Origin of the sequence: Variovorax endophyticus, from assembly GCF_025376855.1 — a bacterium.
In the GTDB taxonomy this organism is placed as follows: Bacteria; Pseudomonadota; Gammaproteobacteria; order Burkholderiales; family Burkholderiaceae_C; genus Variovorax.
Genome location: NZ_JAHUTH010000001.1, coordinates 410287 through 423149 on the forward strand (window position 1 = coordinate 410287; position 12863 = coordinate 423149).

The 12863-nt window shown below is 67.9% G+C and carries 9 protein-coding genes; all 9 read right to left on the reverse strand.

The window, feature by feature from the left end:
• Window positions 1-2 precede the first annotated feature (2 nt).
• The gene (rbfA, locus tag KV106_RS01720; protein WP_057591714.1) at window positions 3-374 is read right to left on the reverse strand and encodes a 30S ribosome-binding factor RbfA; all 372 of its coding nucleotides are present in this window, start codon (window positions 372-374) and stop codon (window positions 3-5) included.
• 144 nt (window positions 375-518) lie between these two features.
• Complete coding sequence (infB, locus tag KV106_RS01725; RefSeq protein WP_057591715.1) at window positions 519-3542, reverse strand: translation initiation factor IF-2; 3024 nt, start codon at window positions 3540-3542, stop codon at window positions 519-521.
• A 24-nt stretch (window positions 3543-3566) separates the two neighbouring features.
• Window positions 3567-5051, reverse strand: coding sequence for a transcription termination factor NusA (gene nusA, locus KV106_RS01730; RefSeq protein WP_057591716.1), 1485 nt, complete (start codon window positions 5049-5051; stop codon window positions 3567-3569).
• 16 nt (window positions 5052-5067) lie between these two features.
• Complete coding sequence (rimP, locus tag KV106_RS01735; RefSeq protein WP_261205970.1) at window positions 5068-5712, reverse strand: ribosome maturation factor RimP; 645 nt, start codon at window positions 5710-5712, stop codon at window positions 5068-5070.
• 271 nt (window positions 5713-5983) lie between these two features.
• Window positions 5984-7204, reverse strand: coding sequence for a YbfB/YjiJ family MFS transporter (locus tag KV106_RS01740; RefSeq protein ID WP_261205843.1), 1221 nt, complete (start codon window positions 7202-7204; stop codon window positions 5984-5986).
• Between the two features lie 40 nt (window positions 7205-7244).
• A complete protein-coding gene (locus tag KV106_RS01745; RefSeq protein ID WP_261205844.1) occupies window positions 7245-8891 on the reverse strand; it encodes an ABC transporter ATP-binding protein in 1647 nt (548 codons plus the stop codon).
• Complete coding sequence (locus KV106_RS01750) at window positions 8888-9946, reverse strand: ABC transporter permease (protein ID WP_057591720.1); 1059 nt, start codon at window positions 9944-9946, stop codon at window positions 8888-8890. The genes KV106_RS01745 and KV106_RS01750 overlap by 4 nt, the downstream gene beginning before the upstream one ends.
• A 4-nt stretch (window positions 9947-9950) precedes the next feature.
• Complete coding sequence (locus tag KV106_RS01755; RefSeq protein ID WP_057591721.1) at window positions 9951-10985, reverse strand: microcin C ABC transporter permease YejB; 1035 nt, start codon at window positions 10983-10985, stop codon at window positions 9951-9953.
• Window positions 10986-11026: 41 nt separating this feature from the next.
• Window positions 11027-12826, reverse strand: a complete 1800-nt coding sequence (locus tag KV106_RS01760) for an extracellular solute-binding protein (protein ID WP_057591722.1) — start codon at window positions 12824-12826, stop codon at window positions 11027-11029.
• Window positions 12827-12863 lie beyond the last annotated feature (37 nt).

The following is a 12863-nucleotide window of genomic DNA, read 5'->3' on the forward strand; positions in this document are numbered from 1 at the left end:
GGCTAGTCGTCTTTCGAACGCGAAGCGACGGCCTGCGCGATCAGCGCGTTCATGTCGGCGGCACGCTCGGTGGTGCGGTCGAACACGAAGTGCAGCGTGGGCACGGTGTGGATGTGCAGGCGCTTGAACAGGCCGTTGCGCAGGAAGCCCGCGGCCTGGTTGAGCGCTTCGGTGGTCTCGGCCACGTCGCCGGTGAGCAGGCTGAAGAAGACCTTCGCATGCGCATAGTCGGGCGTGACCTCGACCGCCTGCAACGTGACCATGCCCACGCGCGGGTCCTTCAACTCGCGCGCGATCAGCTCCGTCAGATCGCGCTGGATCTGATCGGCGACCTTGAAGGCGCGGTTGGGAGTAGCGGCTTTTCTTTTGGGCATGTCAGGAATGCGGGAGCGACATCGGATTCAGAACGCAGAAGCCGCGAAGACTGCGCAGAGGTCGCAGAAGGAGCAGAAGAAATCTCTTTCTTGCTTCTGCGACTTCTGCGAGACCTTCGCGACTTCTGCGTTCGGTTGTCCGTATTACAGGGTCCGCGCGATCTCCTTGATTTCGAAGAACTCGAGCTGATCGCCCTCTTTGATGTCGTTGTAGTTCTTGAGCTTGATACCGCACTCGAAGCCTTCGCGCACTTCGCGGACATCGTCCTTCATGCGCTTGAGCGAGTCGACTTCGCCGGTGTAGACCACCACGTTGTCGCGCAGCAGGCGGAAGTGCGAGCTGCGGGTGACATAGCCCGAGGTGACGTACGAGCCGGCCACGGTACCGATCTTCGAGGCCACGAACACCGTGCGGATCTCGGCCGAGCCGATGACTTCCTCGCGGCGCTCCGGCGCCAGCATGCCCGACATGGCGACCTTGATCTCGTCCACCGCGTCGTAAATGATGCTGTAGTAGTTCAGCTGGACACCATTGCCTTCGGCCAGCTTGCGCGCGCCGGCATCGGCACGCACGTTGAAGCCGATCACCACCGCCTTCGAGGCGATCGCGAGGTTGATGTCGCTTTCGCTGATACCGCCCACGCCCGCATACACCACCTGCACCTTGACCTCGTCGGTCGCGAGCTTGAGCAGCGATTGCGCGAGCGCTTCCTGCGAGCCCTGCACGTCGGCCTTGATGATGATGCGCAGCGTCTGCACCTCGCCCGCCGACAGGTCGGAGAACATGTTCTGCAGGTTCGCGGCCTGGGCCTTCGCCAGCTTGGTGTTGCGGAACTTGCCGGCACGGTAGGTCGCGATTTCGCGCGCACGGCGCTCGTCGCCCATCACCATGAACTCGTCGCCGGCCTGCGGCACTTCGGTCAGGCCCTGGATCTCGACCGGGATCGACGGACCGGCCGTCTTGGTCGGCTTGCCGTCCTCGTCGAGCATGGCGCGCACACGGCCATAGGTCGAGCCGGCCAGCACCACGTCGCCGGTCTTGAGCGTGCCGGACTGCACCAGCACGGTCGCGACCGGGCCGCGGCCCTTGTCGAGCTGGGCTTCGATCACCAGGCCCTTGGCGGCGGCATCCACCGGCGCCTTGAGTTCCAGCACTTCGGCCTGCAGCAGCACCTGCTCGAGCAGGTCGTCGATGCCCTGGCCGGTCTTGGCCGAGACGCCGACGAACGGAACGTCGCCGCCGTACTCTTCGGGCACCACCTCCTCGGCCACCAGTTCCTGCTTCACGCGGTCCAGGTTGGCATCGGGCTTGTCGATCTTGTTGATCGCGACCACGATCGGCACACCCGCCGCCTTCGCGTGCTTGATGGCTTCCTTGGTCTGGGGCATGACGCCGTCGTCGGCCGCCACCACCAGGATCACGATGTCGGTGGCCTGCGCACCGCGGGCACGCATGGCGGTGAACGCCTCGTGACCCGGGGTGTCGAGGAAGGACACCATGCCGCGTTCGGTTTCCACATGGTAGGCACCGATGTGCTGCGTGATGCCGCCGGCTTCGCCCGCGGCCACCTTGGCGCGGCGGATGTAGTCCAGCAGCGAGGTCTTGCCGTGGTCGACGTGGCCCATGACGGTCACGACCGGTGCGCGCGGCAGGGCTTCCGCCGTTTGCGCCGACACGTCCTCGTCGGTGAAGGCTTCGGGATCGTCGAGCGCGGCAACCACCGCGTTGTGACCCATTTCCTCCACCACGATCATCGCGGTGTCCTGGTCGAGCGCCTGGTTGATCGTGGCCATCTGGCCCAGCTTCATGAGCTGCTTGATCACCTCGGAGGCCTTGACCGACATCTTGTGCGCGAGCTCGGACACCGTGATGGTTTCCGGCACGTGCACCTCGATGATGCGGGCCTCGACCGGCGCCGCCGGTGCGTGCTGCTGGTCGTCGTGGCCACGGTCGTTGCCACGGCGCCCGCGCGGACCGCCGCGCCAGTTGCCACGGCCCACGCCGCCGCTCGCGTCGCCGCGGGTCTTGATTTCCTTCTTCTTGGCGGTGTCGCCGGCCCAGCTCGACGAGAGCTTGGCCGACTTCACTTCCTTGCCGGCGGCACCGCCGGCGGGCGCCGCCGTGGCGGCACCCGGCGCGGCCGGAGCCCCGGCGCGGGCCGCGGGCGCGGTCGGCTTGTGCAGCGTGCCCTTGACACCACCGGCGGGCTTGACCTCGGCGGGCTTCTCGGCCTTGTGCGGCACCAGCACGCGGGCCGGCGCATTCATCATGGCGCGAATGGCTTCGGCCTCGGCCAGGGCCTTGCGACGGCGCTCGTCGAGGTCGCGCGCACGCGCGGCTTCCTCGTCGGCACGGGCCTTCGATTCGGCGGCGGCCTTGGCCTTCGCGTCTTCCTTGGCCTGCGTGGCGGCGGCCTGGGCCGTGGCCTTGGCCTCGGCGGCCTGCTTGGCGGCGGCGACCTGCGCCTCCGCGGCTTCCTTCAGCGCGGCGACTTCGGCCTCGGCCTTGGCGGCGCTGTTGGCGGAGCTGCGAACGACCGGCTTGGCCGCTTCGGCCTCGGTCTCGGCCTTCTTCTGGGCTTCCTGGCGAGCCGCCTGCGCGGCTTCCTGGCGTGCCTGCTCGGCCTGTTCGGCCTGCTCGGCGCGTTCCACCTTCTCGCGTTCGCGGGCTTCGGCTTCCTCGCGCTGGCGGCGCTTCTCGGCCAGCTCTTCTTCCTGGCGACGGATCAGCTCGGCCTGGCGGCGGGCTTCCTCCTCGCGACGGGCGAGTTCGGCTTCATCGATGCGCGGCGCGGCCGGCTCGGCCGGAGCGGCGACGGGCGCGGCAGCCACCGGCGCCGGAGCCTCGACGGCACCCGCGGGGCCTTCGTCGCGCTGGATGAAGGTGCGCTTCTTGCGCACCTCGACCTGGATCGTGCGGGCGCGGCCGGTGGCGTCCGCCTGCTTGATCTCGCTGGTCGACTTCTTGGTCAACGTGATCTTCTTGCGCTCGGGCTCGACGGTGCCGTGGCTGGCCTTCAGGAAACCCAGCAGGCGCTGCTTGTCCGACTCGGTCAGTGCGTCGCTGGCGGCCGCTTTGGGCACACCGGCGCTGCGAAGCTGGTCGAGCAAGGTTTCGGGAGTCTTCTTGAGTTCATTCGCGAACTCGGCGACAGTGGTACTGGACATATTCGTTTCGTGCCTCCATGACCATCACTCTTGGCCGGCGAACCAGTGTTCGCGGGCCTTCAAGATGAGGGTTTTGGCGTCATCGGCGCTCAGGCCGGTGATCTCGGTGAGTTCATCGACCGCGAGGTCGGCCAGGTCGTCGCGGGTGTTCACCCCCGCCTCGGCCAGCTTCGGAATCAGGTCGGGGTTCAGGCCTTCGAGGTCGCGCAGGTTCTGCGAGACGGTTTCGACGCCCTCCTCCTTGGCGATTTCCATGGTCAGCAGCGCATCCTTGGCACGCGAGCGCAGTTCGTTGACCGTGTCTTCGTCGAAGGCTTCGATCTCGAGCATCTCGGAGATCGGCACGTAGGCCACTTCCTCGAGGCTGGTGAAGCCCTCGGAGATCAGGATGTCCGCGATTTCCTCGTCGACGTCGAGCTTCTCCATGAACAGGCGGCGCGCGGCGTCGGTCTCGTTCGCCTGCTTCTGGGCCGACTCGTTGGCGTCCATGATGTTGATCTTCCAGCCGGTGAGCTCGGAAGCCAGACGCACGTTCTGGCCGCCACGGCCGATCGCGATCGCGAGGTTTTCCTCGTCGACCACCACGTCCATGGCGTGCTTCTCCTCGTCCACCACGATGGAGGACACGTTGGCCGGCGCCAGGGCGCCGATCACGAATTGGGCCGGATCCTCGCTCCACAGCACGATGTCCACGCGCTCGCCGGCGAGCTCGTTGGTCACGGCGTTGACGCGCGTGCCGCGCACGCCGACGCAGGTGCCGATCGGGTCGACGCGCTTGTCGTGCGAAAGCACGGCGATCTTGGCGCGCGAACCGGGGTCGCGGGCGCAGCTCTTGATCTCGAGCAGGCCCTGTTCGATCTCGGGCACTTCCTGGCGGAACAGCTCGATCATGAACTCGGGGGCCGAGCGCGACAGGATGATCGGCGCGCCGCGCAGCGTCAGGTCGACCTCCATGATCATGGCGCGCACGCGGTCGCCGTTGCGCAGGTTTTCCTTGGCGATCATCTCGCTGCGGCGCAGGCGGCCTTCGACTCGCCCGGCCTCGACGATGATGTCGCCCTTGTCCAGGCGCTTGACGGTGCCCACGAAGATCTTGTCGCCGCGCGACATGAAGTCGTTGAGCAGCATCTCGCGCTCGGCGTCGCGGATCTTCTGCAGGATCACCTGCTTGGCGGCCATGGCGCCGATGCGGCCGATCGGCACCGAGTCCACCGCTTCCTCGATGTACTCGTCGACCTCGATGTCGGGCATCTCTTCCTTGGCTTCGAACAGCAGGATTTCCTGGTCGGGCTGCTGCAGGCCGGCTTCGTCGGGCACCACGTGCCAGCGGCGGAAGGTCTCGTAGTCGCCGCTGTCGCGGTCGACGGCGACGCGGATGTCCACCTCGCCCTGGTACAGCTTCTTGGTGGCCTGCGCCAGCGCGGACTCGACCGCGCCGAAGACGACGTCACGCTCGACGTTCTTCTCGCGCGAGATCGCATCCACCAACATCAACATTTCGCGATTCATGCCACCACTCCTCTAGTCAGTCCGGAACCTTTGTTCCGCCAATGTCCTGCGAGCCCTGACGGGCCCTGGGCTTGCGCCCCTTGAAATCCACGATGGGTGCCAGCCGCGCCTCGCGCAGCTCGTCCAGCACGAAGCCCAGCGCCTGCAACGGTGCCGGCGCGCGCTTCTTGCTGACCTTCTGACCCGGCTTGGGCTCCGGCTCGTCGCTCCAGACGATCTGCCAGCCCCGGGGGCCGTCGCCCCCCTCAGCCTGTGCGGCCCGCTCAAGCGTGCCGCGAAACTTCTTGCGATTGGCCGACACCTGGCCGGCCGCCGCCTCGCCGATCGGCGCCTTCAGCGTGATGTCGATCACTTCGCCCTCGAAGCGCTCGAAATCCTTCTCGTGGCGCAGCGGACGATCGATGCCCGGCGAGGACACCTCGAGCCGCTTGTAGTCGGCGCCATCGACCTCGAGCGCAAACTGGAGCTGTCGCGTGACCTTCTCGCAGTCCTCGACCGTGACGAAGGGCTCGGGCGTGCCGGCGGCGAGAGCCTCCGATGTGGGGGCCGTCCACGGCAAATCAATCGTCACGCGCAGCAATCCTCCCGCCGAGCGTTCGATCTCGACCAGGTCATAGCCGAGACCGGCCACGGTTTGTTCCACTGTCTGCTGCAATGCCACGTGTTCGAAGGTGCCTTTTTTATTCAATCGACGATGTGCAATAACCCGCCCGCCAGGTACCGCGCCATCGATAAAAATCGCTTCGGCGAGAAATCGCGAGGAAACCGGAAATTGCTGCCGCCCGGAATTCCACTCGATAACTCAATACCGGATGGACCATAAAAAAACGGGCGGTTGGTACCCGCCCGTTTGGTCGTGAGCCTCCAATTATATGCCACTTCTGTGATAAATGAAGGGGCACTTCTGCACGCGGACCACGCCCGTTCGCGGCTCAGGGCGTGGCGGCCCCTTCCCGAGCGGCGGCGACGCGCCTGGAGCGCGCCCAGACGGCCGCGAACAACACCGATCCCAGCGCCAGCGCGGCCGCCGCGACCAGCAGCGGAATCTGGAACGAGCCGGTGCGCTGCGCCAGTGGCGCCGCGAACAGCGGGCCGATGATCTGACCCACGCCGTACGACGCGGTGGCATAGCCGATCAGCCCGGCCGCCGCATTGCCACGCAACCGGCGCGCGTCGCGCACGGCGAACAGCGTGATGGCGGTGAACGGCATGCCCAGCAGCAGGCTGCCGAGGGCGAAACCGACCACGCTCGGCCAGGCCACGGACAGCACCACGCCGACCGCCTGCAGCGCATAGGCGATCGCCAGCAGCAGGCGGTTGTCCCAGTGCATGGGCGCGCGCGAGCCGATCAATGCGCCCGGAATGATCGCGGCGCCGAACAGCGGCCAGAAATAGTCGGGCCAGAACGAGCCCGGCAACGCCTGGCGCGCGATCACCGGCAGGAAGGTGGCGGTGATGATGTAGCCGAAGCCCGCCAGCCCGTAGAGCGCGACCAGCCAGATCGCGTCGGAACGCGCCGCGGCCGACTCCTGGGCGCTCGGCGCCGCGACGGGCGCGGGCGCCGCGCCGCCGGCCACGGCCTGCTCGCCGTCGTTGAACACGCGCCAGATCGCCGCGATCAGCACCAAGGCGAGCACGCCCAGGCCGATCCAGCCGGCTTCGGAGCCCCAGCGGCCGAGCGCCCCGCCCAGCAGCCCGGTCATCGCGATACCGACGCCCGGGCCGGTGTAGATCACGCCGCCGAGCGCCGGCGAACGCGTTTCGGCCAGCCGGCGCAGGCCCCAGCTCGAGGCGAACACGAACACCCAGGCGCTCATCACGCCGGCCGCCGCGCGCAGCACGCCCCAGGCGGTGAAGCTGTGCAGCAAGCCCATGCCGACCAGCAGCGCCGCGGTGGCCAGCAGGCCGCCGCGCACCATGGTCTTGGCGCGCACGCCGATGGCCGCGCAGCTCACCGCGCCGACGAAATACCCGAGATAGTTGAGCGAAGCCAGCAGACCGCCGGCCTCGAGCTCGAGCTTGCCCTCGTGCAGCATGATCGGCAGCATCGGCGTGAAGGCGAAGCGCCCCAACCCCATGGCCACCGCCAGCGTCACCATGCAGGCGAGCGCCGCCCGCCAGGCGCCGCGCCTGTCTTGTCCGATTTCCGACATCTTTTCGCGCAATGCTCGTTGTTGTAGGTCGCGTTCGCCGTCAGGCCAGCTGCGCGGCGGCCACCAGTTTCTGCGTGTAGAGGTGTTCGGGAGCGTCGAGCACCCGGTCGACCGGGCCCGACTCGAGGATCGCCCCGTCCTTCATGACGATGACCTGGTGCGCCATGGCGCGGATCACCTCCACGTCGTGCGTGATCAGCAGATAGCTCAATCCGCGCTCGCGCTGCAGCCGCTGCAGCAGCCCCAGCACCTGCTTCTGGATCGTGACGTCGAGCGCGCTGGTGGGCTCGTCGAGCACCAGCAGGCGCGGATCGACGATCAGCGCGCGCGCGATCGCCAGCCGCTGCCGCTGCCCGCCCGAGAACTCGTGCGGATAGCGGTCGAGCAGCGCCGGGAACTGCGCCTCGGTCAGCCCGACGTCGGCCAGCGCCTGCAGCGCCCGCGCGCGCCGGTCGGACGCCTTGAGTTCGGGCGCATGTACCAGCAGGCCCTCGCCGACGATCTGCTCGACGGTCATGCGCGGCGACAGCGAGGAGAACGGATCCTGGAACACCACCTGCATCGCGCGCCGCAGCGCGAGATCGGACGCCTGGCCCTGCCCCCAACCCTGCCCCTCGACCTTCAGCGCGCCCTGGAAGCGCAGCAGCCCCAGCGCGGCCAGCGCCAGGGTCGACTTGCCCGAGCCCGACTCGCCGACCACGCCCAGGGTTTCGCCGGGCGCGATGCGGAACTCGGCACCCTGCACCGCCACAAACTCGCCCTTGCCGAACCAACCGGCGAAGCCGGGCCTGGGCACCGGATAGCTCACGCGCAGTCCCGTGGCCGAGAGGATCGGCGCCGCGTCGGGCCGCGCCGGCGCGGGGGTCACGTCGCGCGTGGGATGGCTGTCGATCAGCTTGCGCGTGTAGGGGTGTTGCGGCGCCTCGAACACGTCCGCCACCGGGCCGTGCTCGACGATGCGGCCCTGCTCCATCACCGCGACGCGGTCGGCGAAATGGCGCACCAGGTTCAGGTCGTGGGTGATCAGCAGCACCGCCATGCCGTACTTGCGCTGTAAATCGGCCAGCAGCTCGAGGATCTGGGCCCGCACCGTCACGTCGAGCGCGGTGGTCGGCTCGTCGGCCAGCAGCAGGCGCGGCCGGCAGGCCAGTGCCATGGCGATCATGGCGCGCTGGCGCTGGCCGCCCGAGAGCTGGTGCGGCAGCGCCCGCGCGCGCCGCGCGGGCTCGGGAATGCCGGTGTCGGCCAGCAGTTGCACCGCGGCCTCCTGCGCGGCGCGTGCCGGCAGGCCCTCGTGCAGCTGCAGCACCTCGGCGATCTGGTCGCCCACGCTGTAGAGCGCGTTGAGCGCGGTCATCGGCTCCTGGAAGATCATCGCGATCTCCTTGCCGCGGATGCCGCGCAGCTCGCGCTCGGGGATCGACAGCAGGTCGCGCCCGTCCTGCGCGCGCTCGGCATCGAACAGCCGCGCCGAACCCGAGAGCTCGGCGTTCTGCACCAGCCGCAGCAGCGACAGCGCGGTGACGGTCTTGCCCGAGCCCGATTCGCCCACCAGCGCGAACTTCTCGCCGGCCGCGATCCGGAAGTCGACGCCATGCACCACCGGCTTGCCGCCAAAGGCCACGCGCAGGCCGCGCACATCGAGCAGCGGCGCGCCGGCCGCGAGGGAGGATTGGCCCGGCTTCACTTGTCGGCCTTCCGTGGATCGAGGGCGTCGCGCAGCGCGTCGCCCATGAAGGTCAGCAGCATCAGGGTGAAGACCAGCACGCCGAAGGTGGACATCGAGATCCACCAGGCGTCGATGTTCGCCTTGCCCTGGTTCAGCAGTTCGCCCAGCGAGGGCGTGCCCGGCGGCACGCCGAGCCCGAGGAAGTCGAGCGAGGTCAGCGCAAGGATGGCCGCGCTCATGCGGAACGGCAGGAAGGTGACGACCGGCACCATGCTGTTGGGCAGGATGTGGCGCCGCATGATCTGCAGGTTGCTCACGCCGAGCGCGCGCGCGGCGCGCACGTAGTCCATCTGGCGGTTGCGCAGGAACTCGGCGCGCACGTAGTCGGCCAGCGACATCCAGCCGAACAGGCTCAGCAGCACGAGCAACAGCAGCACGCTGGGCGTGAAGATGGCGCTGAAGATGATCAGCAGGTAGAGCTCGGGCATCGAACCCCAGATCTCGAGCAGCCGCTGCAGGAACAGGTCGGTCTTGCCCGCGAAGAAGCCCTGGATCGCGCCGATGGCGATGCCCAGCACCACGCCCACGGCCGTGAGCGCCAGCGCGAACAGCACGCTGACGCGGAAACCGTAGATCAGCTGCGCCAGCAGGTCGCGCCCGCGGTCGTCGGTGCCCAGCAGGTTCTCGCCCGAGGGCGCAGCCGGGTTGGGCTGCTTGGCGAAGTAATTGAGCGTGCGCGGGCCGTAGGGATTGGGCGCGTAGAGCGCCCAGTTGGCGCCGGCCGTGATGCGGTCGCGGATGAAGGGATCGAGATAGTCGGCCGGAGTCTCGAAGTCGCCGCCGAAGGTCTTCTCGGAGTAGTCGCGCAGCACCGGGAAGTAGGTCTGGCCCTCGTAGCGCACCACCAGCGGCTTGTCGGTGGACAGCAGCTCCGCGAACAGGCTCAGCACCACGAGCACGGAGAACAGGACCAGGCTCCAGAAGCCCAGCGGATTGCGGCGGAAGCGGCGCCAGGCGCGCCGGCCCGGGCTGTCCGACTTGGCCGGCGGATGCGGCGCGGCGGGGGTGGGCATCGATTCAGTCAAACTTCACCCTCGGATCGACCCAGACGTAGCAGAGATCGGAAATCAGCTTGGTCACCAGCCCGATCAGCGTGAACAGGTAGAGCGTGCCCAGCACCACCGGGTAGTCGCGCCGGATCACGCTCTCGTAGCTTAGGAGGCCCAGGCCATCGAGCGTGAACAGGGTCTCGATCAGCAGCGAGCCGGTGAAGAAGGCGCCGATGAAGGCGGCCGGAAAGCCCGTGATGATCGGGATCAGCGCATTGCGGAACACGTGCTTCCAGAGCACCTGCCGCTCGGCGAGGCCCTTGGCGCGCGCGGTCAGCACGTACTGCTTGCGGATCTCCTCGAGGAAGGAGTTCTTGGTCAGCATCGCCGTCACGGCGAAGCTGCCGATCACCATCGCCGTGACCGGCAGCGCGATGTGCCAGAGGTAGTCGACGATGCGCGCGCCCCAGCTCAGGCTCTCCCAGTTCGGCGAGGTCAGGCCGCGCAGCGGGAACCACTGCAGTTGGCCGCCGAAGATCACCAACAGCGCCACGCCGAGCACGAAGCCCGGGATGGCATAGCCGATCAGCACGATCAGCGTGGTGAGGAAGTCGAAGCGCGAGCCCGCGCGCACTGCCTTGGCCACGCCCAGCGGCACCGCGATCAGGTAGCTGATGAAGAAGGTCCACAGGCCCAGGCTGATCGAGACCGGCATCTTCTCCTTGACCAGTTCCCACACGTCCTTGCGCTGGTAGAAGCTGGTGCCGAGGTCGAAGCGCGCGAAGGACTTGAGCATGGTCCACAGGCGCTCGTGGGCCGGCTTGTCGAAGCCGTAGAGCTTCTTGATCTCCTCGATGCGCTGCGGATCGAGGCCCTGGCGGCCACGGTAGCCGGCGCCGCTGCTCGCGGCCCGCTCGCCGCCCGAATCGCGCCCCTGCAACTGCGCCACCATCTGCTCGACCGGACCGCCCGGCACGAACTGGATCACGCCGAAGGTGATGATCAGCACGCCCAGGAGCGTGGGGATCATCAGCAGCAGTCGCTTGAGGATGTAGCTGGCCATGCGGTTTGTCGTGCTCCGGATCTGTTCGGGTGCGGCTGGCGCTACTTGTTGGCCGGCGAGGCCCACCACGTCGCGAGGGCCCAGTCGCCGACATCGTAGTACGGCGGAACGGTCGGCGGCAGCACCACGCCGGCCGGCCGGTAGCCGACCAGGAAGGCGCTGCCGTAGTACATCGGGATCGAGTAGTAGCCGGCCGAGAGCACGCGGTCGAGCACGCGCAGGGCCGTGGTGAGCTCGGGGCGCGTGGTGGCCGACACCACCTTGCCGACGATGGCGTCGACCGCCGGATCGGCGATGCCCCAGTAGTTGGAAGAGCCCGGCGTCTCGGCCGACTTCGAACCGAACAGCTCGAACAGCTCGCCGCCCGGCGCGCTGTTGCCCGGCAGCCGCATCGAGGTCATGTCGAAGTCGTAGTTCTGCATGCGCTGCTGCGAGAGCGAGAAGTCGACGGTGCGAAAGCTCATTTCGATGCCCAGCTTCTTCAGCGCGGTCTGCAGCGGCGTCGCCACGCGGATCAGCGAGGGCTGGTCGTTGAGGAACTCGATCGTGAAGGCCTCGTTCTTCGCATTGCGCAGCGCGCCGTCGCGGTAGGTCCAGCCGGCCTCGGCCAAGAGCGCCCTCGCCTTGCGCAGGTTCTCGCGCAGGCTGCCGGGCGGATCGGTGCTCGCGGGCACCGGCGCGGGCCCGAACACCTCGGGCCGGAGCTTGGCGCGCAGCGGCTCCATCAGCGCCAGTTCGTCGGGCCCGGGCAGGCCTTCCGCGTGGAAGTCGCTGTTCGGGAAATAGCCCTGCACCCGCGTGTAGATGCCGTAGAACAGCTGGCGGTTGAGCCACTCGAAGTCCATCGCGAGGCCGATGGCCTGGCGCACGCGCACGTCCTTGAACTTGTCGCGGCGCGTGTTGAAGATGTAGCCCTGGAAGTCGCCGGGGTTGTGGTTCTCGAAGCCGCGCTTGACGATCTCGCCGCTGTCGAACTGCTTGCCCTTGTACTGGCGCGCCCAGTTGCGCGAGACGAACTCGCGCATGAAGTCGAACTCGCCGGCCTTCAGGCCCTCGAAGCGCGCGGTCTCGTCGAGATAGACCTTGTAGGCGATGCGGTCGAAGTTGAACAGGCCCTTGCGCACCGGCAGGTCCGCGCCCCAGTAGTCGGCGCGGCGCACGTAGGTGATGTCGCGGCCCAGCCGGTCGCTCGCGGGCTTGTAGGGACCGGAGGCGATCGGCACCTCGGTCACGATCTGGTCGAAGGGTTTGCCGCCGCCCCATTGGCGGCTGAAGACGGCCATGCTGCCGACCACCAGCGGCAGCTCGCGGTTCGGGCTCGCGAAGTCGAAGCGCACCGTGCGTTCGCCGAGCGCGGTCGCCTTCTTGACCTCGGCATAGATGGTCTTGAACTGCGGCGCCGCGAGCGGGCCGATCAGGGTCTGGAACGAATGGACCACGTCGGCCGCCAGCACCGGCGAGCCGTCGTTGAAGCGGGCCTTGGGATTGAGCCTGAAGGTCACCGAGAGCCGGTCGGGCGCCACGTCGATGTCCTCGGCCAGCAGGCCGTAGACGGTGGTCGGCTCCTCGGAGTTGCCGGTCATCAGGCTCTCGAACATCAGCGCGCCGAGGCCCGAGGGCCCGGTACCCTTGAGCGTGAACGGGTTGAACTTGTCGAAATTGGTGGGCCGGGTCGGCGGCACCAGCCTGAATTCACCGCCCTTGGGCGCGTTCGGATTCACGTAGTCGAAGTGCGTGAAGCCCGGCGCGTACTTGATGTCGCCGAATTGCGCGTACGCATGGGCGGCCCACGAAGGGGCCGCCGAGAGCGCCAAACCGAACCAGAGCAGCCAACCTCGCATGCGAGAATTCTGCCCCGAGATTTTCACGAGGCAACTC